The sequence below is a fragment of the Leifsonia sp. Root227 genome (genome assembly GCF_001428745.1).
In the GTDB taxonomy this organism is placed as follows: Bacteria; Actinomycetota; Actinomycetes; order Actinomycetales; family Microbacteriaceae; genus Leifsonia.
This window is the reverse complement of sequence record NZ_LMIO01000003.1, coordinates 773,573-799,219: the sequence shown is the minus strand read 5'-3', so window position 1 is coordinate 799,219 and position 25,647 is coordinate 773,573. Positions and strand designations below refer to the sequence as shown.

Sequence of the window (25,647 nt, the reverse complement as noted above, 5' to 3'; positions counted from 1 at the left end):
ACCTCCTAAGATTCCGCACCCGGTGCTTGGCCGGCAGGCCGGATGCGAAGCTGTGTTCCGAATATATCTTCGAATGTTCGAAACCACAAGCACGATACAACGACGAAAAACACCAGTGATTTCGAGACACGCTCGAACACATGTTTGTTTTACCCCTGCATCGTGGATACAGTTTCGATTGTCTGGACTTCACTCAACCAGGCACCACCGACATTCGGGCCGGCCGGATGCGCAGACGGGTCACGAAAGGGACGACCGTGGCGAACGACAACCAGGGAGCACGCGAGCGCGGGGGCACGCGCAGACGTAAGAACCTGAGCGAGAAGCAGCTGGCCATCCTCGACGTCATCCAGCGATCGGTGAGCCAGCGCGGCTATCCGCCGAGCATGCGCGAGATCGGCGACGCCGTCGGCCTCTCGTCGCTGTCGAGCGTCACGCACCAGCTCAACCAGCTCGAGCTGAGCGGCTACCTGCGCCGCGACCCGAACCGCCCGCGCGCGCTGGAGATCCTGATCGACCTGCCGTCGAACTCCTCGGAGTCCGTCGACTACGAGAACCAGACCCCCGTCGGCGACGCCGCGATGGTCCCGCTCGTCGGCCGCATCGCCGCCGGCGTGCCGATCACTGCCGAGCAGCAGGTGGAGGAAGTCTTCCCCCTCCCCAGGCAGCTCGTCGGGAACGGTGAGCTCTTCATGCTGAAGGTCGTGGGCGAGTCGATGATCGACGCCGCCATCTGCGACGGCGACTGGGTCGTCGTCCGCACGCAGAAGACCGCGGAGAACGGCGACATCGTCGCGGCCATGCTCGACGACGAAGCCACGGTCAAGGTGTTCCGCCAGCGCGACGGCCACACCTGGCTGCTCCCCCGCAACTCCAACTTCGAGCCCATCCTCGGCGACTACGCCGAAGTCCTCGGCAAGGTCGTCGCGGTCCTCCGCGCCGTCTGACCCACACCATCGAGTCCGGAGTTGTTCACGCGACACGCCGTGTCCGGCCGTGAACAACTCCGGACTCGATTGTCTGCGGGGCGGGTCAGGCCCAGCCGAGCTCCTGCAGGCGGGCGTCGGTGAGGCCGAAGTAGTGACCGATCTCGTGCACCAGGGTCACCCTGACGCGCGCGCGCAGCGCATCCAGATCGGCCGCGCCGGCCGCGAGGTTGTTGCGGTACAGGGTGATCCGGTCCGGCAACTCGCCGAATCCGTAGACGCCGCGCCTGGTCAGTGGATGCCCGCTGTACAGCCCGTACAACCGCGGCCTGGCCCCCTGCGGCTGGTCCTCGATCAGGATCGCCACGTTCTCCAGGGGCGCGACCATGTCCGGGGGCAGCGCGTCGAACACCTCGCCGACCATCGCCTCGAACTCGTCCGCACCGATGTCCACCATTCCGCCATCCTCACCCCGATCCCACCCGAACGCGATCGAGCCCAGGGTTTTCGCCGCATCCTGCAGGAATACGGGGAAAGACCCTGGGCTCGCTTGCCGGGGAGTTCGCGTTACGCGGTGACCGGAGCTGCCGCGCGCACGGCCCGCGTCGCCTCGATGATGTTGCGCAGCGACGCCACCGTCTCGTCGTAGCCGCGCGTCTTCAGTCCGCAGTCCGGGTTCACCCAGAGCTGGCGGCCGGGGATCGCCCCGAGCGCCGTCTCGAGCAGCTCGGTCACTTCGGCGACCGACGGCACGCGCGGCGAGTGGATGTCGTACACGCCGGGGCCGATGCCGTGCTCGAACCCGGAGCTCTGGATGTCGTGGACGACCTCCATGCGCGACCTGGCCGCCTCGATGCTGGTGACGTCCGCATCCAGGTTGCGGATCGCGTCGATGACCACGCCGAACTCCGAGTAGCAGAGGTGCGTGTGGATCTGCGTCTCGTCGCGCACTCCGGACGTCGCGAGCCGGAACGACCCGACCGACCAGTCCAGGTACGACGCGTGGTCCGCCTTCTTGAGCGGCAGCAGTTCGCGCAACGCTGGCTCGTCGACCTGCACCACCCGGATGCCTGCCGACTCCAGGTCGGCGATCTCGTCGCGCAGTGCGAGCGCCACCTGACGCGCGGTCTCGCCGAGCGGCTGGTCGTCGCGCACGAACGACCACGCCAGGATCGTCACCGGCCCTGTCAGCATCCCCTTGACCGGCTTCGGCGTGAGGCTCTGCGTGTACGTCGACCACTCGACCGTGATCGGCTTCGGCCGCGACACGTCGCCCCACAGGATGGACGGACGGGTACAGCGGGAGCCGTACGACTGCACCCAGCCGTTCTGGGTCACTGCGAACCCGTCGAGGTTCTCGGCGAAGTACTGCACCATGTCGTTGCGCTCCGGCTCGCCGTGCACGATGACGTCGATGCCGATCTCCTCCTGCAGGTCGACGACGCGCTTGATCTCGTCGCGCATCCTGCTCAGGTACTCGGCCTCGGTGATCAGCCCCTTGGCGAACTGGGCGCGGGAGCGGCGGATGTCGCCGGTCTGCGGGAACGACCCGATCGTGGTGGTCGGCAGGAACGGCAGCCCGAGCGCCGCATCCTGAGCCTTCAGCCGGTCGGCGTACTCTCCGCGCGCGAAGTCGGCCTCGGTCAGCGCCTCCTCGCGTGCCCGCACGGCGGGAACCCGCACGCCGGGCGCAGCCGCACGGTCCGCCAGGGCGGTGGATGCGGCACTCAGCTCATCCTGGATGGCCTCGTGGCCGTCGACCAGCCCGCGCGCCAGCGTCGCGACCTGCCCGACCTTCTGGTCGGCGAACGCCAGCCAGCTCTTCAGCTGGTCGGACAGCTCCGGCTCGTCGTCGACGTCGTGCGGCACGTGCTGCAGCGAGGTGGAGGTCGCCACGGCAACGTCCGGGCTGAGCGAGAGCAGCTCGGTGAGGGTGCCGAAGGCGGCTTCGAGGTCGCCGCGCCAGATGTTGTGGCCGTCCACCACACCGCCGACGACGGTCTTGCCCGCCAGTCCGGATGCGGTCGCGGCGTCGAGCCCCCGCGGAACGGTGCCGCGCACCAGGTCGAGCGAGATCGCCTCCACCGGGGACGCCGCGAGCACCGGGAGGGCGTCGTCGAGGCTGCCGTACGGGGCGGCCACGAACAGGGCCGGTCGCGCGGGGACGGCGCCGAGCGTGTCGTACGCCGTCGCGAGGGCGGCGAGCACCGCATCCCGCGGCTCGTCGATGGATTCGCTGACGAGCGCCGGCTCGTCGAGCTGCACCCAGGTAGCGCCGGCCGCCCCGAGGCGCGACAGCAGTTCGGCGTAGACCGGCAGCAGGTCGTCGAGGCGCGACAGCGGGCTGAAGCCGTCAGGCGCCTCGTCGCTCGGCTTGCTGAGCAGGAGGAAGGTGACAGGACCGACGATCACGGGACGCGTGACGAACCCGGCCGCCTTCGCCTCCTCGAACTCGTGCACGATGCGGTCGGACGCGAGCCGGAACGCGGTCTCCGGCCCGATCTCTGGCACCAGGTAGTGATAGTTGGAGTCGAACCACTTGGTCATCTCCAGCGGAGCGTTCTCCCCTTCGCCTCGGGCGATGGTGAAGTAGCCTGCCAGGTCGACGGCGCCGTCCGCGTCCGCGAGGGAGGCGAACCGCGACGGGATCGCGCCGACCGTGACCGCCGCATCCAGCACCTGGTCGTAGTAGCTGAAGCTCTCCGGAATCGAGGCGTCGTCCCGGCCGAGGCCCAGCGCCGCGAGACGGTCGCGGGTGACGGAGCGCAGCTCGGCGGCGGTCGCCTCGAGCTCGGCGGCGGTGATGTTCCCCGCCCAGAAGCTCTCCACGGCCTTCTTCAGCTCGCGCCTGCGCCCGATGCGCGGGTAGCCGATGATCGTTCCCGTCGGGAACGGGATGCTGGGGGTGGTGTCGGTCATGCTGGTTCCCTTTCGGTGGTGCTGGGGTCGGTCGGTCTGGTGCTGGTCGTGGAGGAGGCGTTCGCGTCGAGGAGCCCGATCCTGCTGAGCACCGCGAGCACCGCCTCGTGCTGGTTGAACGTGTACAGGTGGATGCCGGGGGCGCCGCCGTCGAGCAGCCTGCGCGCGAAGTCGGCCGCCCAGGCGATGCCGATCTCGCGCTGGCCTTCCTCGGTCGGCTCGATCTCGAGCTGGATGGCGAGCTCGCTCGGCAGGTCCTCCCCGCTCAATTCGAGCATCCGCTTGAGCCTCGCAGGACTGGTCACGGGCATGATGCCGGGCAGGATCGGGAAGAGGACGCCGGCGTCCCGTGCCTTCTGGGCGAAGCTGAGGTAGTCCTCCGGGTGGAAGAACAGCTGGGTGATGCCGAGGTTCGCCCCTGCGGCCTGCTTGGCGAGCAGGGTGTCGATGTCCTGGCTGACGCCGTGCGAGGTCGGGTGCCCGTTGGGGAACGCGGCCACCGCGATCTGCACGTGCTCGCGGTGCGACAGCACGGTGCTGGCCGGCAGCCCTGGGACGGCGAGCTCGCCGTATGGGACGCGCTCGGCCTGCACCCGGTGGATGAGCTGCACCAGCTCGGCGGAGCTGTGCAGGTCGCCGAGGCCGGTCTCCCCCGGCGCCAGGCCGGCGGGTGGGTCGCCACGCACGGCCAGGAACCGCCGGATGCCCGCATCCAGGAACTCCCGGATGAGCTGCCCGGCCTCCGCGTGCGACGAGCCGACGCAGGTGAGGTGCGCCATCGGGCTGACATCGGTGTTGTCGAGGATGTAGCGCAGTACCTCGAGCGACGACGACCTGGACGACCCGTTGGCGCCGTAGGTGACAGAGATGAACTCCGGATGCGCGGCCGCGAGCTTCTGGATCGTCGCGGGCAGCGCCTCGGCGGCGCGCGCGTTCCGCGGCGGGTACAGCTCGAAGGAGAACCGCGCGTCGGTACAGCTCATGGCGTCCTCTGGTGTCGGTGGCGTGACGCGTCGCCCCGCCCGGGGCCGCGCCCGCCTCGGTCAAGGTGGGGCCCCGCCGGGCGGCCGTGGCCGTTCGGTGAGGGTTTTCGCGGGCGGGTGCCGGGCTCGGCTGTCGCACCACCGAGCGGGTCGCCCGCTGCGGTTGAATGGCAATCTAGCAACGGTTGCTGTGCGACGGAATCCCTGTGTCACCGTGTGACGCCGGAAGACGGAAAAAGCGGGCGCGGACGATTCGTCCGTGCCCGCTCTTTCGTACTGTGCGGCGTGTCGTGCCTGTCGTGCGGCGTGCGCTACGCGGTCGGTTCCACCGCGAACGCCTCGAACACCGACAGGTACTCCGGCATCACGCGCGCCCTCACCCTCGTGCCGTCCTCGACGTACTCGGTCGAGACGACGCGCCCGCGCTCGTGCAGAGCCGAGATGAGGTCGCCGCGGTCGTATGGGACGACCAGGTCGACCTCCACCGAGTGGTCGGGCAGCAGGCGCGCGATGGCCGCGAGGATCTCGTCGATCCCCTCGCCCGTGCGCGCAGAGGCGAAGATCGCCCCCGGCTCCAGCCCGCGAAGGACCAGCCGGTCGTCCGGCGTGATCAGGTCGGACTTGTTGAAGACCACGATCTCCGGCAGTTCGCGCGCACCGACCTCGCCGATCACATCCCGCACCGTCGCCAGCTGACTGGCGGGGTCTGGATGCGAACCGTCGACCACGTGGACGATCACGTCCGACTCCGCCACCTCTTCGAGCGTGGAGCGGAACGCCTCGACCAGCTGGTGCGGCAGGTTGCGCACGAATCCGACGGTGTCGGCCAGCGTGTACAGGCGGCCGTCCGCGGTCACCGACTTGCGGACGGTCGCATCCAGGGTCGCGAACAGCGCGTTCTCGACGAGCACGCCCGCCTTGGTGATGCGGTTGAGCAGACTCGACTTGCCCGCGTTGGTGTACCCGGCGATGGCGACGGACGGCACGGCGTTGCGGTTGCGGTTCGCCCGCTTCGCCTCGCGTGCCGGTTTGAACCCGGCGATCTGCTTGCGCAGCTTGGCCATCCTGGTGTGGATGCGGCGACGGTCCAGCTCGATCTTCGTCTCACCAGGACCACGCGAACCCATACCGGCGCCCGCGCCGCCGACCTGGCCACCTGCCTGCCTGGACATCGACTCGCCCCAGCCGCGCAGACGCGGCAGCAGGTATTCGAGCTGCGCGAGCTCGACCTGCGCCTTGCCCTCCCGGCTCTTGGCGTGCTGGCTGAAGATGTCGAGGATCACGGCCGTGCGGTCGATCACCTTCACCTTCACCACGTCTTCGAGCGCGCGCCGCTGGCTCGGCGCCAGCTCGGTGTCCGCGATCACGGTGTCCGCTCCGAGAGCGGCGACCACGCCGGCGAGCTCCTGCGCCTTGCCCTTGCCGAGGTAGGTGCTCGGGTCGGGGTGCGGTCGTCGCTGGAGCAGACCGTCGAGCACCACGGCGCCAGCGGTCTCCGCCAGCGCGGCGAGCTCGCGGATGGAGTTCTCCGCATCCTGCAGCGAACCCTGCGAGTAGACGCCGATGAGTACGACGTTCTCGAGGCGCAGCTGCCGGTACTCGACCTCCGTGACGTCTTCGAGCTCGGTGGAGAGCCCGGAGACGCGCCGGAGCGCTGCGCGTTCCTCGCGTTCGAACTGCTCGCCATCGTGACCGGCGTCGTCGGTGTGCTCGGTCTGCAGCGCCTGAGCGCCGCCACCGAACAAGGTCATGCCGGCGCGGCTCTCCGCGGCGGCGAGCACGCGGGCAACGACGTCGGCGTCGCGGCTGGTGTCCGTCGGCTGGTCGGCCGTCGGCGTTTCTTCTGTGCTCACATGTTCATTCATCTGAAAATCCTGCATCTGGGTTAACCCTAGTTTGTTAGCGTCCTGTACGGTCCTCTTATGGCCAGCGGAGATCACTACTTTTCCCCGGCGCCCGAGAGCGAACTGAAGCTCCGTCCGTTCACCGTCCGACTCGCCGGACAGACCTACGAGTTGACGACGGCGAACGGAATCTTCAGCCCCGAGCGCGTTGACACGGGTACGCGAGTGCTCCTCGACCATGTCCCCTCAGCACCGCCGGGAGGTCACCTCTTGGACCTCGGATGCGGCTGGGGGCCTGTGGCTCTCACACTTGCTCTCGAATCCCCTCACGCGACCGTCTGGGCCGTCGACGTCAATACCCGAGCGTTGGACGTGGTGCGCAGGAACGCGCAGAAGCTCGGTCTCACCAATGTAAACACATCCACGCCCGATGATGTTCCCGATGATGTATTTTTTACGACGATCTGGTCGAATCCGCCCATCCGGGTGGGAAAGAACGAGCTGCACAATCTGCTGGAGCGCTGGCTGCCGCGTCTCGAACCCGGCTCGGACGCTTGGCTGGTCGTCCAGCGCAACCTCGGCTCCGACTCGCTGCACCGCTGGATGCAGGCCACTTTCCCCGACCTGACCACCACCCGCGCCGCCACCTCCAAGGGCTACCGCGTCCTCCGCGCCCGCCGCGCCCCCTGACGGGGTCGGGTCGGGGTCAGGCGAGGTCGATGGTGCCGGTGTATACGAGTTCGGCGGGGCCAGAGAGGGCGACGTGCTCGCCGTCCTCCGTCGCGAACATCCGGACTCCGACGGTGCCGCCCGGCACATCCACTCGCCACTGGTTCGGGGCTCCCTGGCCTGCCCAATAGCGGACCGCGAGGGCCGCGGCAGCTGCGCCGGTGCCGCACGACAGCGTCTCGCCGCTTCCGCGCTCGTGCACGCGCATCCTGATGCGTCCGACGCCGTCGACGATCAACGGCTCGTGCGGCACGACGAACTCCACGTTCGCCCCGTCGACGGGCTCCGGCTCGATGTGCGGGATGTAGCTGAGGTCGGCGGCTTCGAGCTCCGACTCGTCGGCGACGGCGACCACGACGTGCGGGTTGCCCATGTCGATGCCGAGCCCAGGCCGTGCCACGGGAAGCTCCTTGGCGCGCACCAGCGGTTCGCCGCCGTCGAGCGCCCACCGTCCGAGGTCCACCTGGAACCCGGTGAGGTTGCGCTGCACATCGCGCACGCCGGAGCGGGTGCCGATGGCGAGGGTATCGCCGTCCGCGAGTTCGGCCAGGCCGGACTCGAGCAGGTAGCGAACGTACACCCGGATGCCGTTGCCGCACATCTCCGCCGGCGACCCGTCCGCGTTGTAGTAGTCCATGAACCACTCGGCGGCATCGTCCTCCGCCAGCGCCTCAGCGCCCTCAGGCAGGTGTTTCGACCGCACGGCGCGGATGATGCCGTCCGCGCCGATCCCGAAGTGCCTGTCGCAGAGCTCCGCGATCTGCGTCGCACTGAGGTTCACCTGGCCGTCCGGGTCGGAGAACAGCACGAAGTCGTTTCCCGTGCCCTGACCTTTGGTGAAGTGGATGGTTGTCGCCATCCTCACAGCCTACCGAGCGCCGAGGCCGTCAGATTCTCGTCGTCGTAGTCCAGCCAGTGGATGCGCGGGTACCGCTTGAACCAGCTCACCTGCCTCCGCGCATACCGCCTGGTGAGCTGCTGGGTCTGCGCGATCGCCTCTGCGCGGCTGAGCCCTCCGCGCAGTTCGGCGAGGGCCTGCGCGTAGCCGATGGCGCGGCTGGCCGTCACGCCGCGCTCAAGGCCGAGCGGGATGAGCCGCTCGACCTCATCGAGGAGCCCCGCGTCCCACATCCGTTCGACGCGTGCATCCAGGCGGGCGGTCAGCTGGTCGCGCGGGGCGGCGAGACCGATGATGGTGGCCGGCCGCCAGGGGACGGGCTCGTCCGGCAGGGATGCGCTGACCGGCTCGCCTGTGATGGCGACCACCTCGAGCGCCCGCACCAGCCGACGCCCGTTGCTCGGCCCGATGTTCGCCGCGGCGGCCGGGTCGACGTCGAGGAGCCGCCGGTACAGCAGCCCTGGACCGTGCGCGGTGAGCTCCGCTTCGAGTTCGGCGCGGAGGGCCTGGTCTGTGCCAGGAAAGCGGAAGTCGTAGATGACGCTCGACACGTACAGCCCCGAGCCGCCGACGAGGATGGGCACGCTGCCGCGATCGAGGATGTCGCTGACCGCGGCACGCGCCTCAGGCTGGTAGCGGGCGACCGTGGCTTCGTCGGTGACGTCGAGCACGTCGAACAAGTGGTGCGGGACGCCACGCCACTCGTGCTGACCGATCTTCGCGGTGCCGATGTCCATCCCGCGGTAGAGCTGCATGGCGTCGGCGTTGACGATCTCCGCGCCTCGCCCGTCCGCGCGCAGCCGCTCGGCGAGGTCGAGCGACAGGTCGGTCTTGCCCGTGCCGGTCGGGCCGACGATGGCCACGACGCGAGTGGTGGATGCGTCGTGTTCGAGGTCGTGGTCGAGGTCGGTGGCGCCGGCGGGCTGGGCGTGGCCGTCGTCGGCCGGGCGCACGGCGTCGCGTTCGGAAGCGGGCACGACCCCGTCGCCACGCGTAGCGGAGTGACGGTCGCCGTCCGGGGTGGCCTGCGCGGTCAGCGCTGGCCGTCCGTCGGGTCGTAGATCGGCATCGTGCCGACGCCGGGCGAGGTGAGCGGCTCTCCGATGCGCAGGGTCGGCAGGCCGAGCGACACGCGGCCCTTTCCGCCGGACGCGACGCCGTCGCCGTGCGTCGGTACGGCGCAGGACTCAGCCTCCGCCCTATCCCACGCGTCGCCGGCGCGGGTGCGGCGGATCGCGAGCGGCGCCCCGTCTGCCGAGTCGGCGATCAGATAGAACGGCGCGGCCTGGGTGACCGTCACCGTGACGACGTCTCCTGGGCGCGGCACAGGCGACCCGGCCGGAACCTCGAAGTGGACCAGTCGGCTGTCATGGGCGCGGCCGCTGAGGCGGTGCGTGTCGGCGTCCTTGCGGCCCTCGCCGTTGGCGACGAGGAGTTCGACCTGGCGTCCGACGACCTTCTCGTTCTCTTCGAGCGAGATGCGCTCCTGCAGGGCGATGAGGCGCTCGTACCTGTCCTGCACGACCGCCTTCGGGACCTGCTCGTCCATCGTCGCGGCCGGGGTGCCAGGCCGGATCGAGTACTGGAACGTGAACGCGGAGGCGAAGCGCGCAGCTTCGACGACGCGCATCGTCTCGAGGAAGTCCTCTTCCGTCTCGCCGGGGAAGCCGACGATGATGTCGGTGCTGATCGCCGCATCCGGCAGCTTCGCGCGCACGCGGTCGAGGATGCCGAGGAACTTCTCGGAGCGGTATGAGCGACGCATCGCCTTCAGGATGCGGTCGGAACCGGACTGCAGAGGCATGTGCAGCTGGGGCATGACCGACTCCGTCTCCGCCATGGCGTCGATCACGTCGTCGGTGAAGGCGGCGGGGTGCGGGCTGGTGAACCGGATGCGCTCGAGCCCGTCGATCTCGCCCGCCGCGCGAAGCAGCTTGGAGAACGCCTGACGGTCGCCGAACTCGACGCCGTACGAGTTGACGTTCTGGCCGAGCAGGGTGACCTCGATGGCGCCGTCGTCGACGAGAGCCTGGATCTCGGCCAGGATGTCGCCTGGTCGGCGGTCCTTCTCCTTACCGCGCAGGGAGGGGACGATGCAGAAGGTGCACGTGTTGTTGCAGCCGACCGAGATGGACACCCACCCGCTGTAGCTGGAGTCGCGCTTGGTGGGCAGCGTCGACGGGAACGTTTCGAGGGCTTCGAGGATCTCGATCTCGGCGACGTCGTTGTGGCGCGCCCGTTCGAGCAGACTCGGCAGGGAGCCCATGTTGTGGGTGCCGAACACGACGTCGACCCAGGGCGCCTTCTCCAGGATGACGTTCTTGTCCTTCTGGGCGAGGCAGCCGCCGACGGCGATCTGCATCCCGTCGTGGCGCTTCTTGACGGCGGCGAGGTGACCGAGGTTGCCGTACAGCTTGTTGTCCGCGTTCTCACGGACCGCACAGGTGTTGATGACGACGATGTCGGCCTCTTCGCCGTCTGCGGCCACATAGCCCGCCGCTTCCAGCGAGCCGCTGAGGCGTTCCGAGTCGTGCACGTTCATCTGGCAGCCGAACGTGCGGACCTCATAGGTGCGCGCGCGCCCGTCCGGACGCACAGCTGCGTCCGACCGCGTGATGGTGCTGCGCTCTTCGGTGATGCTCATAGTGCGACAAGTTTACGTTCGCCCGGCTGAAGATCCGAACTGCGCCTACTCGAAGCGCACTCCGCTGCGACGGCCCCTGGTGGCGAGCGCCGCATCCATCGCCTGCCGCACGACGGACGAGCTGTATCCCTTGCGCGCGAGGAACCCGTGGAGACGGCGCTTCGCCGTTTCGTCGTCGTAGCTGGACAGCTGGCCGACGCGTTTCATCGCCAGCTCCGTGGCGCGTTCGAGTTCGTCGTCGTCGGCGATCTCCGCGAGTGCTTCCTCGATGAGCTCCGGCGCGATGTGGCGCCTGTTCAGCTCCTGGGCGATCGCCGAGCGTCCGAGACCTTTACGGGTGTGCTGCGTGTAGACGAGCGTGACAGCGAGGGCCGCATCGTCGAGCAGGCCGACACTCTCCAGCCGATCGAGCTCCGCCTGGGCGACGGCCGGCTCGATCTCACGCTTGGCGAGCACCTGCTCCAACTCCCAGCGCGACATGCCGCGCCGCGCGAGCTGGTGGATCGACACGGACGACGCGCGCTTCACCTGCTTCTCGCCGCCGCCGTCCGACCGTTCAAACGTGTCGGCCGCCGCTGCAGAGTCTTTCCGGCCGGCCTCGGCTCCCGACTCTTCGAGGAACGCCTTCGACCACCGTCCCGTGGTTCGCTTGCGCTCCGCGAGAGCGTCGCCGGCATCGCCAGCATCGTCGCCGATGCTCGCTCCGCCGCCCGCCGTGCGAGTGAAGGGGAAGGCGACGACCGGCCGCACGGACGCCGTGTCTGCTCCGCTCGATTCCGCCTCACTCCCCCGCCGCGACGGATGGTCCGCTCCACGAGACCGCGGCAAGAACGTCACAGGAGCGAGCCGCTCCGCAGGATCGGCTCGGTCGACGGCGCCTTGACCGAGGATGCCGTCGCCCACCAGACCATCGCCGGCGCCGCCGTCACCGGCCTCACGGCCCGCGCCGGACTCCGACTCAGAGGGAAATCGCACCACCACGGGTCACTCCTCGTTCTTCTCGCCTAGACCGAACTGGATCGGCGGCACCTGCTCAGCACCGCTCAGCACCACCCGTACGTCGCAACCTCTACAGCGGAACCCGCCCAGCGAACGAACGCCGCGCATCGCTGTCACCAGCCGCACCGAGCGAGCAGGACGCTACGCGCCCTTCTTCGCCTGCAGCTTCGCCTCCAGCGATCCGACGTTGTCGGGCGCCTCGGCGACCGCGTTCGGGTCGGCCACGATTCCGAGCTTGATCTTGATCTTGTTCTCGATATCGAGCGCGATGTCGGGGTTGTTGATCAGGAAGTTGCGCGAGTTCTCTTTGCCCTGGCCGAGCTGGTCGCCCTCGTAGGTGTACCAGGCGCCCGACTTCTTGACGATGGCGTGCTCGACGCCGAAGTCGATCAGGCTGCCCTCGCGGGAGATGCCGACGCCGTAGAGGATGTCGAACTCCGCCTGCTTGAACGGCGGTGCCATCTTGTTCTTGACGACCTTGACGCGGGTGCGGTTACCGACGGCTTCCGCTCCGTCCTTCAGCGTCTCGATGCGGCGGATATCGAGTCGAACCGACGCGTAGAACTTGAGCGCCTTGCCACCGGCCGTCGTCTCGGGGCTTCCGAAGAAGACACCGATCTTCTCGCGGAGCTGGTTGATGAAGATCATCGTGGTGTTGGTCTGGTTGAGACCACCGGTGAGCTTGCGAAGCGCCTGCGACATGAGTCGCGCCTGGAGGCCGACGTGGGAGTCGCCCATCTCGCCCTCGATCTCGGCACGGGGCACGAGCGCCGCCACGGAGTCGATGACGATGAGGTCGATCGAACCGCTTCGCACAAGCATGTCAGCGATCTCGAGCGCCTGCTCACCGGTGTCCGGCTGAGACACGAGGAGGGCGTCGATGTCCACGCCGAGCTTGCGGGCGTACTCGGGGTCGAGCGCGTGCTCGGCGTCGATGAAGGCGGCGATGCCGCCGGCGCGCTGCGCATTCGCGATGGCGTGCAGGGTCAGAGTGGTCTTACCCGACGACTCCGGACCGTAGATCTCGACGATGCGGCCGCGCGGGAGTCCTCCGATGCCGAGCGCCACATCCAGTGCGATGGAGCCGGTGGGGACGACCTCGACGGGAGCGCGCTCGTCGCTGCCCAGTCGCATGACCGAGCCTTTTCCGAACTGGCGGTCGATCTGCGCGAGCGCGGTCTCGAGCGCCTTTTCGCGGTCTGCGGGTGATGGCATGTGCGGTTCTCCTTCTCGGCTTCGCTAACGAGATCGACTGTACGGGGGACGTCCGACACTCGGCGTTGACCACGCGAAATTGTGGACAACCCGTCTTCGATTGCCGTTGTGGAGAAGTCTAACGACATCCGAACATATCTTCGAGACTTTCGAACGCGGCGTGTCGCGTCAGCGCTTCGGAGCCGGTTTGCCCGCGCCGTACCAGTGCGACTGCGGAACGCCTGTCTCGCGGCAGAGCGCGATCCACACCTCGCGAGGCGCGATGCCCGCCGCCAGCGCCTGCTGCGCCGTGCGGTTGCCGAGCTCGCCGAGCACGAGGTCCGTGGTGAGCGCCTGTCCGTACGTCGAGCCGAACTCGTCGAGGATCGCGCGCTGGAACTCACTCAACTTCATGAAACCACCCTACGGGTCAGCACCGGCACCGGTCGCCGGGGGAAACGAAGAACGCCCCGGTATCCCGGGGCGTTCTCTGGTGCGTCTGTGTCAGCGTGCGACCAGATCCGCGTCCATCGCCGAGACGAACTCGTCGGGGACAGTGTCGGGGATGATGGGCTCGATCCCCTCCAGCACGGCGAGACGGTCACCGACCTCGCGCATGATCACCGAGATCGGGGTGTCAAGCGCTTCTGCGACCGAGGCGAGAATCTCGGACGAAGCTTCCTTCTGACCTCGCTCCACCTCGCTGAGGTAGCCGAGGGCGACACTCGCCTTGCTGGCCACCTGTCGGAGCGTACGGCCCTTTTGCAGGCGGAAGTCCCTGAGCACGTCGCCGATTTCCTGACGTACAAGAATCATTCGGAGCCTCCTTCTTCTACCCTGCCGACGAATCGGACCTTAAACGGATGCCAACACTAGCGCATCTTATGAGGCTCAACGATATCGGCGACGACTGGGCTTTTCTTGTGAATGCAGCAGGTGTAACGAGACCGTAACAGCAGGTATTCCCGGCCGTCATGCGCGGTCGAGGCCGACCTCGGCCGCCAGCTCGGCGAGCACGCGTTCGACCACCTGCCGGCGGATTTCGGCGCGCGTTCCGGAGAGCGCGAGTTCGACGGCCCGCGTTCCTGCCGGTGTCGATATCCCGACGAACACGGTCCCCACCGGCCGGCCGCCCTGCTGGTCCGGTCCGGCGACCCCGGTGGTGGCGAGACCAATGTCTGCTGCCCGCCCGGAGACGGCAAGCGCATCCCGCACCCCGGAGGCCAGCTGCCTGGCGACCTCGGGATGCACGGGGCCTTCGGCGGCGAGCAGGTCCGCATCCACCCCGACGATGGTGTGCTTCAGCTCCGTGGCGTACACGACGACGCCGCCGAGCACGACGGCGGACGCCCCTCCGACGCGCGTCAGCTCGGCGGTGAGTTCACCGCCGGTCAACGATTCTGCCGCGGCGACGGTCAGCCCGCGCTCTGCCAGGAACGGGATGAGGCGCGCGCTGAGGTCGTCAGGCGACGGCACGCTTGGCCCTCCGCCCCTTCCACGCCTGCCAGAGGTAGTCGACGCCGGTCACGACCGTGAGAATCACCGCGGCCGTCATCACGATGCCGTTGACCCAGTACACCCAGTCGCCGTACAGGGTCCAGAGCGGGAAGAGGGCGAGGCTGATGGCGACCGACTGCACGATGGTCTTGATCTTGCCGCCGCGCGACGCCGCGATCACGCCCTGCCTGATGACGACGAAGCGGTACACGGTGATGCCGATCTCGCGCACGAGGATCACGATGGTGACCCACCATGGCAGTTCACCCAGGATCGACAGGGCGACGAGCGCTCCCCCGGTGAGCACCTTGTCGGCGATCGGGTCGAGCAGTTTGCCCAGCTCGGTGACGAGGTTGTTGCGCCTGGCGATGGCACCGTCGACGCCGTCCGTCGCGATGGCGATCACGAAGAGCACGGCGGCCGCCCAGCGAAGCCAGCCGTCGTCGCCCGCGTCGGCGAGCAGCATCCACACGAACAGCGGCGCCAGCAGGATGCGCACCACCGTGATGATGTTGGGCACGTTCCAGTTGCTCGCGCGTTGGGGCGTGCCCTTCGCCGAGGCCGGCGGAGGGGTGTCATGCACCGACATGTGGTCTACTCCCTGTCGGTCAGCTGCCAGGCGTCCTCGTCCGAGTCGCCGTCCACCTCAGGATAACCCTCGGTCATCCGCGCGACAGGGTCGCCTCCGTACGGGTCGTCGTCCTCGGCTGCGGCAGCTCCGGCGGCGACGGTGGATGCGCCCCCGGCGCCTGCCGCGCTGGAACCGGCACCGCCACCGGCGGAACCGGTGCCTCCGGCAGGCGACTCCTCGCCGCGCAGCGTCGCGAGCACGGCGGGCAGCTGCTCGACCGTGGCGAGCACATCCCTGGCCTTCGACCCTTCGGACGGGCCGACGATCTCGCGCGACTCGAGAAGGTCCATCAGGCGACCTGCCTTGGCGAACCCGACGCGCAGTTTGCGCTGAAGCATCGATGTCGAACCGAACTGCGTCGACACGACCAGTTCGGCCGCGGCGAGCAGGAGTTCGAGATCGTCGCCGATGTCGGAGTCGATCTGCTTCTTCTCCGCCGCTGCCGCGACGTCCTGACGGTACTCCGGCCGCGCCTGGCGCGTGACGTGCTCGACGACCTTCTGGATCTCCGCCTCGTTCACCCAGGCGCCTTGCACCCTGATCGCCTTGGAGGCGCCCATCGGCAGGAACAGGGCGTCGCCCTGGCCGATGAGCTTGTCGGCACCCGGCTGGTCGAGGATGACGCGGGAGTCTGTGACGCTCGTGACAGCGAAGGCGAGTCGCGACGGAACGTTCGCCTTGATGAGGCCGGTGACCACATCCACGGATGGACGCTGCGTCGCGAGCACGAGGTGGATTCCGGATGCGCGGGCGAGCTGCGTGATGCGGACGATCGAGTCCTCGACGTCGCGCGGGGCGACCATCATCAGGTCGGCGAGCTCGTCCACAACCACCAGGAGGTACGGGTACGGCTTGAGCGTGCGCTCACTGCCGGCGGGGAGCACGATCTCATTGTTGACGACGGCCTTGTTGAAGTCGTCGATGTGGCGGAAGCCGAAGCTGGCCAGATCGTCGTAGCGCATGTCCATCTCTTTGACCACCCACTGCAGCGCTTCCGCCGCCTTCTTGGGGTTCGTGATGATGGGCGTGATGAGGTGCGGGACGCCGCCGTAGATGGTGAGCTCGACGCGCTTCGGGTCGATCAGCACCATGCGCACGTCGGACGGCTTGGCCCGCATCAGCAGGCTGGTGATCATCGAGTTGACGAAGCTGGACTTTCCCGACCCTGTGGAGCCGGCGACCAGGAGGTGGGGCATCTTGGCCAGGTTGGCGACGACGTAGCCGCCGCCGACGTCCTTGCCGACGCCGATCGTCATCGGATGCGTGCTCTTGGTCGCCGCCCCGGAGCGCAGCACGTCGCCCAGGGAGACGATCTCGCGGTCCGAGTTGGGGATCTCGATGCCGATCGCACTCTTGCCGGGGATCGGCGAGAGGATGCGCACCTCGTTGCTCGCGACGGCGTACGACAGGTTCTTGCTGAGGGCCGTGACGCGCTCGACCTTCACGCCGGGACCGAGCTCGATCTCGTACTGCGTGACGGTCGGCCCTCGCGAGTATCCGGTGACCTTCGCATCCACGCCGAACTGGGTGAGCACCTCGGTGATCGCGGCGACGATATCGTCGTTGGCGCTCGACCTGGTCTTGGCCGGGGTGCCGGCAGACAGCATTCCGGCGGACGGCAGGTGGTAAGGCGCTGCCGGCTCGGAGACGGACGGGATGGCAGCTGCCTCGTCGAAGTCGTCCGCGCCGGCTCCGTGGGCGTCCGGGACGAATCCGGGGAGGACGGCGGGCACGGCGGGAGCGGCAGGCACTCCGGGAATCCCCGCGGCCGGCGGGATCTCCCCCGTGAACCGCTTGACGGCATCCTCGGCGAGCGCGAGCTCGCTGAGGACCTCAGTGTTGTAGTGGTCGCTCGCCGGATCGGGCTCCAGCGCCGTGGCGAACTCGCCCTTGCCCTTCTTCGACCTGTCGCCGAACACCTCTGTGATGCTGTCGTCGACGACGGGGGTGTCGAACGCCGGGTCCTCCTCGCGGCCGGACTTGTTCCTGCGCCACCAGGGCAGGTTCGCCTCCGGCTCGGCCTCGTCGTCCACGCCGTCGAGTTCGACCTGCTGAGTTTTCGCCTCCTTGGCGGCCTGCCGTTCCTCCTCGGTGGGGAGCTGCGCACCGAACAGATAGGCGTAGAGCTCGCGGACCCGGACGCCCACCTTGTTCGGCGGCGTCTTGGTGATGATGAAGATGCTGAGGATGAGCAGCACGATGATCACGGCGGCGGCGCCGTACGGGGTGATCAGGGCGGCGAGCGGCGCGGCGAGCAACCAGCCGAGCACACCGCCGGCCCCTGCGAGCTTCGCCATGCCGTCGCTCGGCTGCGGGTGCGAACTGAACAGGTGGCATAGCCCAGAGATGGTGAGCAGCAGAATGCTCAGGCCGATGCCGATGCGCGTGTTGTCGTGGACGGAGCTCGGGTGCCGGAACAGCCACGCGGCGAACAGGACCATGATGACCGGGAGCGCGAACGCCACACGGCCGAACAGCCCACCGAAGGTCCACGCATCCAGAGTGCGGGCGACATCGTCGTTGATCAGGAACCACTCGACCACGGCGCCGGCGACAGCGAGCAGCACGAGGAAGAACGGGAACCCGTCGCGCCGCTCCTCCTTGGCGAGCTTCTCCGGCCCGAGAGCACGGAAGGCGGCGCCGGTGAGGTGGGCCAGGCCCATCCAGGCGCGGACCAGCGGGTTCGGCCCCGCGTCGGCGGTCGGGTATGCGACCGTCTTCTGGGCCGCGGTCTTCGCCGCCGGCTTGCGCGCGGTCGAGCCGCCGCGGCCGGAGGAGTTCCGCGCGCGCGATGTCGACTTGGTGCTCGTAGCCATAGGGTCCACGGTACTTCGCACCCGTGTCATCGGCCGGTTACCGCGCGCGGATTGTGGAAAATCCGTTACACGGCCGCGCTGTGAAGAAATCGCGAGAACGGGGTCAATGCACCGCTCGCACCATGGTGTCCGAGTCTGCGCCGGACTCGACGGTGATGTACCCCTCGCTGACGTAGAGGCGCTGGGCGAAGTTCGCGCGCTCCACACTCAGGCTGAGCCGGTTGTGCCCGGCGGCGCCCGCCTGCTTGGCGACCGCCTGCAGCAGAGCCCTCCCGACGCCGCGGGCGCGCCACTGGGTGTTCACGCCGAGAGTGAGCTCCGGCACACCGACCGCGACGAACCCGTACCCCGGCGCGTTCGCGGGGAACAGCCTGCCCCAGCACGCACCGACGGGAACGTCGCGGGTATCGACGGCGACGGAGCCGAAGTCGCCAGGGCGCATCCACCCGCTGACATACCTGGACACCTTCGGGTCTTCCAGCACGGCGACCCGTGGACGCGCACGGACGGGGTTCCAGTTGGACGCCTCGACGAGCATGTCCGCGAGGAAGCGCGCGTCATCGCCGGTCGCCGCCCTGATCCGGAATGCTGTCATGCACGAACGCTACCCGGAGACGTGTAACGGCGAGGTTACGAAACCGAGGTCGCGGCGACCGATGCTCAGTACCGGATGGCGTCGATGACCTTGACCCGCACGGCGACGAGCGCGGGAAGCAGCCCGGCGAGCGCTCCGACAGCGGTCGCGGCGACCATACCGATCACGGCGGCCTCGACCGGGAACGGCGGGAAGTCAGACACCATGCCCTGACCGATCAGCTGCTCCAGCCACGGGCTCTTCACGATCAGGATCGACAGCCCCACCCCCGCCGCGCCGGCGACGACCGTCGCGACAACGCTCTCCATCATCACCGCGAAGAACACGCGGCCGGCTGTCGCACCGAAGCTCCGGCGCACCCCGATCTCCCGGATGCGATGACGCACCGTGACCAGGGCGATGTTGACCAGTCCGAGCGCACCGAGCAGCAGCACCAGCACCGCGATTCCGCCGACGACCAGCTTGAAGAACGCGAGGGGGTCGTCGCCGGCTGCGAGGTAGTCCTGTCGATTGACGCTCGTGGCCCCTGCTCCGAGCGCCTGATCGAGCTCCGCGCGGATCGTTGCGGTGAGCGGGTCGGCCAGCTCGGGCGGTACCCACGCCTCGAGGTTCGCGGGTGCACCTCCCGAATAGTCGATCGACATCAGCTGGGGCGCGGCGGAGCTGAGGACGAACGCGGTCGGCGCCATGTCGTCGTATCCCGACGTGCGCAGCACACCGACCACGACCGCCGTGACCTCACCATCGCCGCTGGTCACCCGTGCCGTGGGATGCGAGGCGAGCGACGGAGAGCCGAGCTTGCGCCAGAAGTCGCCGTTGACCACGATGGCCGGCGCGAGCCGGTCGGCGTCCTCCTTCGTGAACCACGAGCCATGCGCGACGCGGATGCGGTGCATCGCCGCGTATGGCTGATCGACGGCGGTCGTGCTGACCTCGGCGACCCCGCCGCGGAACTGCACGCGCATCCCGCCCTGTCGCACCGACGACGTGTATTCGATCTTGTGGCGCTCGACCACGCCGGCCCACGCTTCCGGGAGTCCGCCCGCCGGCATCGGCGTGCCGTCCGGAGCGTACGACGCCGTCACCGAGAGCAACGCCGGCCTGCCGCCGTAGCGCTCGTTGGACTCGGTCATCCCCTGCTGCGCGATGTTGGCCAGCCCGACCACGGAGCTGAGCGCGCACACCGCGACCGCGACGCCGATGAGCGAGAGGAGAACGCGCACCCGGTGGATGCGCACCTCCTGCCAGGCCTCGACGATCGCACCCCAGACCGACTCGACCGCCCTCATGCCGCGACGTCCTGTGCGGAGCCGAGGGGATGCAGTCTGCCGCCGTCCAGCCGATGGCGTTCGTCCGCGAGGGCGGCGATGGCCGGATCGTGGGTGATGGTGACGAGCGCAGCTCCGTAGTCGGTCGCGACACTGTCGAGCAGGCCCATCACCGATGTGCCTGTCTCCACGTCCAGCGCGCCGGTCGGCTCGTCGGCGAGGATGAGCCGCGGCTCTCGGACGAGCGCCCTGGCGATGGCGACGCGTTGCTGCTCCCCACCGGACAGCTTCTCCGGCATGGTGTCCATACGGTGCCCGAGCCCGACCTTGTCGAGGATCTCGGCGGCGATCGCCCGCCGCCGCCAGAACCGGCGTCCGCTCGCGTAGAGCAGAGGGGTCATCACGTTCTCCAGAGCCGTGCGCCCGGAGAGCAGATTGAACTGCTGGAAGATGAAGCCGACGTCAGCACCACGCTGCCGGTCGCGGGCTCCGGAGCGGAGCCGAGCGACGGGTCGGCCGTCGAACTCGAAGACCCCGGAGGTCGGGGCGTCGAGCAGGCCGAGGATGTTGAGCAGCGTGGACTTGCCTGAGCCGGATCGTCCGACGATGGAGGCGCGCTCGCCGTGCTCGACCACGAGGTCGACGCCGTCCAGGATGGTCAGCGGGTCCGCATCCGGAATGTCGACGGTTTTGGTCACACCCTCGAGCCGCAGCAGGCTCACGAGCCGACCGACGCGCAGGACATCGAGCCGTCCGGCCCGGTGATGCAGCCGTTCTCATCCGGCATCGGTGCGCCGGGGACGAATTCGAGGATGGTGTCCCCCTCCTTCACCCCTCCACGTACCTCGACGGTCTTGCCGTCGGTGAGCCCGAGGGTCACGGCGACCTCCTTGGGATCGCCGCCCTTCGGGTCCGGCAGGTAGACGATGCCCTTCTCCGCCGTGCCCTTGATCGCCGTGGTCGGCACGGTCAGCACCCCTTCGGCACGACCGCCGGACATGGTGAGATCGGCGGCCAGACCCGCGAAGACGGTGACTCCGGCGGGGATGGCGCAACGGACGGTCGTGGTCGACCCGGCGGAAGCTCCCCCGCCCTGCTGATCTCCGCCGGAGGACGGAGCCTGCGGCGCATCCGCCGTGGCCGCCGGCGTTGTGATGCTGAGGCCGGTGCAGGTGAACGGCGCCGGACCGTTCTTGATCGTGACGACGGCCTCTGTCGGCCGGTTGAGGAGGCGGTACTGCTGCGCGGAGGGCAGCGACGCAGACGCAGAGAACGTCGGAGGCGCGATACCGCCCGTCGCCTCGCCCACCGCGACGGACTGGCCGGGGATGACCGGAAGGGCGGAGACGATGCCGCCGATCGGCGCGGTGACCTCGACATAGCTCACGGCGGGTTTCGGCTGCGTGACGACCGGCAGGCCGTCCGGTCCGGTCGTCTCGACCGGGTCGCGCGGCGTCTCCACCTTGATGTCGTAGAGCGTCGCGCCCGCCTCGACCGCGGCGCCGACGGCGACCTGGACCTCGTCGACGACGCCCGCCGCCGTTGCCCGGACGGGCGCAGCGGGGTCGGCGACGATGGAGCCGCTCACGGTCACGTCGTTGACGATCGTTCCGGTCTGCACCGCGACCGTCGGATCGCTGAGCTCAGCGGTCGGCTGGAGCGGATCGGACGTCGACGGACCGTCCCCGAAGAATGCCAGTTTGACGAGCGCCGCCGCCACGACGGCGACCAGAACCAGACGGATGATGGGAAAGACCCATCGTCGCGTTACCCCCACTGTTCCTGCTTTCTGCTGAATCCGGCCCGTCCGCAGCGCGGACGAGGCAAACCGGCCCCCCGGTATGTCCTCGGCTAGTGTGTCATGCCTCGATGACGAGCGGAACGATCATCGGACGACGACGATAGCTCGTGTTCACCCAGCGGCCGACCGTGCGTCGCACGACCTGCGACAGCGCGTGCGAGTCGCGGACGCCGTTGTGGGCGGCCTCGGCGAGCGCGGAGGCGATCTTCGGCTTGACCGCGTCGAACACCGCGTCGTCCTCGGCGAAACCGCGGGCGTGGATTTCCGGCCCGGTGACGATGCGTCCGGTCGCCGCCTCGACGACGACGATGATCGAGATGAAGCCTTCTTCACCGAGGATGCGGCGGTCCTTGAGGTCCGCATCCGTGATCTCGCCGACGCTCGAGCCGTCCACGTAGACGAAGCCGAGGTCGAGCTGACCGACGACGCGCGCGACGCCGTCGCGGAGATCGATGACCGTGCCGTCCTCGGCGAGGATGGTGTTCTGCTCCGGCACACCGGTGTCCATCGCGAGACGCGCGTTGGCGACCAGGTGCCGGTACTCGCCGTGAACGGGCATGACGTTCTTCGGCTTCAGGATGTTGTAGCAGTAGAGCAGTTCGCCCGCCGCTGCGTGGCCGGAGACGTGCACCTTGGCGTTGCCCTTGTGCACCACGTTGGCGCCGAGCTTGGTGAGGCCGTCGATCACGCGGTAGACGGCGTTCTCGTTGCCGGGGATGAGGCTGGACGCCAGGATGACCGTGTCTCCCTGCCCGACCTCGATCTGGTGGTCGAGGTTGGCCATGCGCGCGAGCACCGCCATCGGCTCGCCCTGCGATCCCGTGGACATGTAGACGATCTCGTCGTCCGGGAGGTCTGCCGCCTTCTTGTAGTCGATCAGAACGCCGTCCGGCACCTTGAGGTATCCGAGGTCGGCGGCGATGCCCATGTTGCGCACCATCGAGCGGCCGAGGAGCGCGACGCGGCGCCCGTTGGCCGCGGCGGCGTCGAGCACCTGCTGCACGCGGTGGACGTGACTGGAGAAGCTGGCCACGATCACGCGGCGGGGCGCCCGGGCGATGACATTGTCGAGCACGGGGCCGATGGAGCGCTCGAGCGGCGTGAAGCCGGGGACGTCCGCGTTCGTGGAGTCGGCGAGGAACAGGTCGACGCCCTTCTCGCCGAGCCTGGCGAACGCGCGCAGGTCGGTGAGGCGGTCGTCCAGCGGGAGCTGGTCCATCTTGAAGTCGCCCGTGTGCAGCACGACCCCGGCCGGGGTGGTGATGGCGACGGCAAGCGCATCCGGGATCGAGTGGTTGACGGCGACGAACTCCAGCGAGAACGGGCCGAGCTGCTCGACCTGCCCCTCCTTGACAGTGAGGCTGTACGGCTGGATGCGGTGCTCTTTGAGCTTCGCCTCGACCAGCGCGAGCGTGAGTCCCGAGCCGATCAGCGGGATGTCCCTGCGCAGCTTCAAGAGATACGGCACGGCGCCGATGTGGTCTTCGTGCCCGTGGGTGAGGACGACGCCGACGATGTCGTCGAGACGGTCGCGGACCGGCTGGAAGTCGGGCAGGATCAGGTCGACGCCCGGCTGGTTCTCTTCCGGGAAGAGCACGCCGCAGTCGACGATGAGGAGCTTGCCCTCGTATTCGAAGACGGTCATGTTGCGGCCGATCTCCCCCAGGCCGCCGGTGGGGATGATCCTGAGGGTGCCCGGTTCGAGCGCGGGCGGGTCGGAGACGAGGTTGGGCATATGCCCTCCTAAACAGATACTGGCGCTGGGCGCCTGTGGTGGTTCGAGCCGTACAGTGGCACGGCCTAGCGAGTTGTTCCGGCGATTCGGGGCAGAGCACCGCCTGCTGCGGCGTTGCGATCCGGCCGGAAGTTGGAGAAGTCGACACCGGGGATGTCTTTGACGAGGTCGAGCTCGTCTTCGATCTGGGCAGCCTCCCACTCCTCCGGACCGACGAGCGGCAGGCGCACGCGCGGACTGGAGATGCGGCCGAGGCCGTGCAGGATGTACTTGGCCGCCACCGTGCCTGGCACGTGCGTCATGACGGCACGGACGAGAGGTTCGAGCTTCTGGTGCGCGGCGGTCGCCGTGGCGAGGTCTCCCGCGTTGACCGCATCCACGATCTGGCGGTACGGCCGAGCGGCGATGTTGGCCGTGACGCCGATGAGCCCCGTGGCGCCGATCGCCAGGTGCGGGAGCACGTTGGCGTCGTCGCCGGAGAAGTAGAGCAGATCGGTCTGGTTGAGCACACGGCTCACCTCGCTGAAGTCGCCCTTCGCGTCTTTGATGGCGCGCACGTTGGGATGCTTGGCGATGCGGAGGATGGTCTCGTACTTGATCGGGACGCCGGTGCGACCGGGGATGTCGTAGAGGATCACCGGAAGATCGGTGGAGTCCGCGATCAGCCGGAAGTGGGTGAGGATGCCCGCCTGCGTCGGCTTGTTGTAATAAGGCGTGACGATCATCACACCGTCCGCCCCGGCCTTCTCGCTCTGCTGGTAGAGCTGGATGGCGTGCGCCGTCTCGTTCGAGCCACCGCCAGTGATGATCTTGGCGCGGCCCGCCGCGACGTCTTTGCCGACCTCGACCAGCCGCAGCTTCTCGTGGTCGGTGAGCGTGGAGGTCTCCCCCGTCGTTCCCGTGACGACGATGCCGTCTGCACCCGCCGTGATCACGTCGTCGATGTGCTTCTCCACGCCGGCCCAGTCGACTTCGCCATCGGCGGTGAACGGGGTGACCAGGGCGACCAGCACCTGACCGAACGGATTGGAGGAGTTCGACATGGCTCAAGGTTATCGGGTCGGTCGCTCCGGGCGCTCTCCCCCTCTGCGGATCTGTGGACAGTTCGCGTTCTGCACAGGCCGGCGCGTCATCTGTCGTCACACACCGCATCCCGTGCCGCAGCGGGCGTAACGTCGGCGACCATGAACGCCTTGGCTGCGGCATCCGTCATCGTCGCGCTCGTCGCGGTCGCGACGGCGGCCGGCATCGTCTGGCGCCGGACGACCGGCCGCGTGCGCTCGGCAGGGCGCTCGCGCGACGCAGAGGTCGTCACGCCGGCCGAGGTCGGCGCCCCGGCGTTCGGCAGCACCGTCACGCTCCTCCAGTTCTCCACCGAGTACTGCGCCCCGTGCCGCTCGACCGCGCGCATCCTCGGTGGCATCGCCGACGAACGACCCGGCGTGGCGCACGTGGATGTGGACCTCACCCACCGGCCCGACCTCGCCAAACGCTTCGGCGTGCTGCAGACCCCCACAACGCTCGTGCTCGACCCGTCCGGCACGATCCGCGCACGCATCGGTGGCGTCGCCCGCGCCGACGAGGTGCGCTCGACCATCGACACCATCGCAGGGAGCGACCATGTCTCAGCCTGATGCCACACCCGCCGCCACCACCGGCACTTCCTCCCGCGCGGGGATCGACCCGCGCTCTCCGCGCTTCGGCGCGGGCATCACCGCCGTCCTGCTGCTGATCGGCGTCTTCCTCGGTCTGGTCGGCGCGACGACGGCGGCGTTCTGGCTCCTCCTGGTGATCGCGCTGCTCTTCGCCTGGGGCGCGTTCGCGGGAATCAAGCGCCACCCGTACGGCGCACTGTTCCGCGCGTTGGTGCGTCCGAGGCTCGCCCCTCCGGCCGAACTGGAGGATGCCGCTCCCCCGACCTTCGCCCAGGGCGTCGGGCTCTTCGTGACCGGGCTCGGCCTGCTCCTGCACCTCGTCGGTGTGCCGTATGTGCTCCCGATCGCCGCTGGTCTCGCATTCGTCGCCGCGTTCCTCAACTCGGTGTTCGGCTACTGCCTCGGCTGCCAGATCTACCTGCTCCTAGTGCGCGCCGGGCTGATCAGGAGGACCGCGGCAGCAGCCGCCTGAACGGAGAGCCGCGACCGCCTGAGCGCATACCAGGGAATCCG

The 25,647-nt window shown here is 68.6% G+C and carries 24 protein-coding genes; 4 read left to right on the top strand and 20 right to left on the bottom strand.

Annotated elements, in window-relative coordinates; genetic code table 11:
• Positions 1 to 227: 227 nt before the first annotated feature.
• Positions 228 to 947 (top strand): transcriptional repressor LexA, encoded by a 720-nt coding sequence (gene lexA, locus ASE16_RS13780; RefSeq protein ID WP_082581450.1) that lies wholly within the window; start codon positions 228 to 230, stop codon positions 945 to 947.
• A gap of 85 nt (positions 948 to 1,032) precedes the next feature.
• Here lexA and ASE16_RS13775 read toward each other — a convergent pair whose 3' ends face one another.
• The 4 genes from ASE16_RS13775 to hflX all read right to left on the bottom strand — a co-directional run bounded on the left by ASE16_RS13775 (position 1,033) and on the right by hflX (position 6,693).
• Positions 1,033 to 1,383: a metallopeptidase family protein gene (locus ASE16_RS13775; RefSeq protein WP_055895805.1), complete on the bottom strand. Its 351-nt coding sequence runs from the start codon at positions 1,381 to 1,383 to the stop codon at positions 1,033 to 1,035.
• 110 nt (positions 1,384 to 1,493) lie between these two features.
• The gene (gene metE, locus ASE16_RS13770; protein WP_055895803.1) at positions 1,494 to 3,845 is read right to left on the bottom strand and encodes a 5-methyltetrahydropteroyltriglutamate--homocysteine S-methyltransferase; all 2,352 of its coding nucleotides are present in this window, start codon (positions 3,843 to 3,845) and stop codon (positions 1,494 to 1,496) included.
• Positions 3,842 to 4,828, bottom strand: a complete 987-nt coding sequence (locus ASE16_RS13765; protein ID WP_055895801.1) for a methylenetetrahydrofolate reductase — start codon at positions 4,826 to 4,828, stop codon at positions 3,842 to 3,844. The genes metE and ASE16_RS13765 overlap by 4 nt, the downstream gene beginning before the upstream one ends.
• A gap of 311 nt (positions 4,829 to 5,139) precedes the next feature.
• A complete protein-coding gene (gene hflX / locus ASE16_RS13760) occupies positions 5,140 to 6,693 on the bottom strand; it encodes a GTPase HflX (protein WP_157480382.1) in 1,554 nt (517 codons plus the stop codon).
• A gap of 57 nt (positions 6,694 to 6,750) precedes the next feature.
• Between hflX and ASE16_RS13755 the strand changes: the two genes are divergently transcribed.
• On the top strand, positions 6,751 to 7,362 hold the full coding sequence (locus ASE16_RS13755) for a class I SAM-dependent methyltransferase (protein WP_200949646.1): 612 nt from the start codon (positions 6,751 to 6,753) through the stop codon (positions 7,360 to 7,362).
• A gap of 16 nt (positions 7,363 to 7,378) precedes the next feature.
• Here the strand turns inward: ASE16_RS13755 and dapF are convergent, their stop codons facing one another.
• The 16 genes from dapF to dapA all read right to left on the bottom strand — a co-directional run bounded on the left by dapF (position 7,379) and on the right by dapA (position 24,522).
• Positions 7,379 to 8,260 (bottom strand): diaminopimelate epimerase, encoded by an 882-nt coding sequence (gene dapF, locus ASE16_RS13750; protein WP_055895799.1) that lies wholly within the window; start codon positions 8,258 to 8,260, stop codon positions 7,379 to 7,381.
• Between the two features lie 2 nt (positions 8,261 to 8,262).
• Positions 8,263 to 9,162 carry a tRNA (adenosine(37)-N6)-dimethylallyltransferase MiaA gene (gene miaA, locus ASE16_RS13745; protein ID WP_055896574.1) on the bottom strand — a complete coding sequence of 300 codons (900 nt, stop codon included), beginning with the start codon at positions 9,160 to 9,162 and terminating at the stop codon, positions 8,263 to 8,265.
• Between the two features lie 170 nt (positions 9,163 to 9,332).
• On the bottom strand, positions 9,333 to 10,943 hold the full coding sequence (gene miaB, locus ASE16_RS13740; protein WP_055895797.1) for a tRNA (N6-isopentenyl adenosine(37)-C2)-methylthiotransferase MiaB: 1,611 nt from the start codon (positions 10,941 to 10,943) through the stop codon (positions 9,333 to 9,335).
• A 45-nt stretch (positions 10,944 to 10,988) separates the two neighbouring features.
• Positions 10,989 to 11,918: a regulatory protein RecX gene (locus tag ASE16_RS20155; RefSeq protein WP_235500495.1), complete on the bottom strand. Its 930-nt coding sequence runs from the start codon at positions 11,916 to 11,918 to the stop codon at positions 10,989 to 10,991.
• A 165-nt stretch (positions 11,919 to 12,083) separates the two neighbouring features.
• Positions 12,084 to 13,157 (bottom strand): recombinase RecA, encoded by a 1,074-nt coding sequence (gene recA, locus ASE16_RS13725; RefSeq protein ID WP_055895789.1) that lies wholly within the window; start codon positions 13,155 to 13,157, stop codon positions 12,084 to 12,086.
• A 168-nt stretch (positions 13,158 to 13,325) separates the two neighbouring features.
• Entirely contained in the window at positions 13,326 to 13,550 is a 225-nt protein-coding gene (locus tag ASE16_RS13720; protein ID WP_055895787.1) for a DUF3046 domain-containing protein, read from the bottom strand.
• Between the two features lie 90 nt (positions 13,551 to 13,640).
• The gene (locus tag ASE16_RS13715; RefSeq protein WP_055895785.1) at positions 13,641 to 13,952 is read right to left on the bottom strand and encodes a helix-turn-helix domain-containing protein; all 312 of its coding nucleotides are present in this window, start codon (positions 13,950 to 13,952) and stop codon (positions 13,641 to 13,643) included.
• A gap of 156 nt (positions 13,953 to 14,108) precedes the next feature.
• Entirely contained in the window at positions 14,109 to 14,612 is a 504-nt protein-coding gene (locus ASE16_RS13710) for a CinA family protein (RefSeq protein WP_055895784.1), read from the bottom strand.
• On the bottom strand, positions 14,599 to 15,222 hold the full coding sequence (gene pgsA / locus ASE16_RS13705) for a CDP-diacylglycerol--glycerol-3-phosphate 3-phosphatidyltransferase (RefSeq protein WP_055895782.1): 624 nt from the start codon (positions 15,220 to 15,222) through the stop codon (positions 14,599 to 14,601). Before pgsA ends, ASE16_RS13710 begins: the two co-directional genes overlap by 14 nt.
• Before the next feature lie 5 nt (positions 15,223 to 15,227).
• The gene (locus tag ASE16_RS13700) at positions 15,228 to 18,080 is read right to left on the bottom strand and encodes an FtsK/SpoIIIE family DNA translocase (RefSeq protein ID WP_055895780.1); all 2,853 of its coding nucleotides are present in this window, start codon (positions 18,078 to 18,080) and stop codon (positions 15,228 to 15,230) included.
• Between the two features lie 103 nt (positions 18,081 to 18,183).
• Positions 18,184 to 18,675, bottom strand: coding sequence for a GNAT family N-acetyltransferase (locus ASE16_RS13695; protein WP_055895779.1), 492 nt, complete (start codon positions 18,673 to 18,675; stop codon positions 18,184 to 18,186).
• A 65-nt stretch (positions 18,676 to 18,740) separates the two neighbouring features.
• The gene (locus tag ASE16_RS13690; RefSeq protein ID WP_055895776.1) at positions 18,741 to 19,964 is read right to left on the bottom strand and encodes an ABC transporter permease; all 1,224 of its coding nucleotides are present in this window, start codon (positions 19,962 to 19,964) and stop codon (positions 18,741 to 18,743) included.
• Complete coding sequence (locus ASE16_RS13685) at positions 19,961 to 20,665, bottom strand: ABC transporter ATP-binding protein (RefSeq protein WP_055895774.1); 705 nt, start codon at positions 20,663 to 20,665, stop codon at positions 19,961 to 19,963. The genes ASE16_RS13690 and ASE16_RS13685 overlap by 4 nt, the downstream gene beginning before the upstream one ends.
• The gene (locus tag ASE16_RS13680) at positions 20,662 to 21,720 is read right to left on the bottom strand and encodes a hypothetical protein (protein ID WP_162255979.1); all 1,059 of its coding nucleotides are present in this window, start codon (positions 21,718 to 21,720) and stop codon (positions 20,662 to 20,664) included. Before ASE16_RS13680 ends, ASE16_RS13685 begins: the two co-directional genes overlap by 4 nt.
• A gap of 82 nt (positions 21,721 to 21,802) precedes the next feature.
• On the bottom strand, positions 21,803 to 23,479 hold the full coding sequence (locus ASE16_RS13675; protein ID WP_055895769.1) for a ribonuclease J: 1,677 nt from the start codon (positions 23,477 to 23,479) through the stop codon (positions 21,803 to 21,805).
• A 65-nt stretch (positions 23,480 to 23,544) separates the two neighbouring features.
• The gene (gene dapA, locus ASE16_RS13670; RefSeq protein ID WP_055895766.1) at positions 23,545 to 24,522 is read right to left on the bottom strand and encodes a 4-hydroxy-tetrahydrodipicolinate synthase; all 978 of its coding nucleotides are present in this window, start codon (positions 24,520 to 24,522) and stop codon (positions 23,545 to 23,547) included.
• Between the two features lie 141 nt (positions 24,523 to 24,663).
• Between dapA and ASE16_RS13665 the strand changes: the two genes are divergently transcribed.
• Together ASE16_RS13665 and ASE16_RS13660 are read left to right on the top strand one after the other, a co-directional pair.
• Positions 24,664 to 25,113 (top strand): TlpA family protein disulfide reductase, encoded by a 450-nt coding sequence (locus tag ASE16_RS13665; protein WP_055895764.1) that lies wholly within the window; start codon positions 24,664 to 24,666, stop codon positions 25,111 to 25,113.
• Positions 25,100 to 25,606: a DUF4395 domain-containing protein gene (locus tag ASE16_RS13660; protein WP_055895762.1), complete on the top strand. Its 507-nt coding sequence runs from the start codon at positions 25,100 to 25,102 to the stop codon at positions 25,604 to 25,606. Before ASE16_RS13665 ends, ASE16_RS13660 begins: the two co-directional genes overlap by 14 nt.
• Positions 25,607 to 25,647 lie beyond the last annotated feature (41 nt).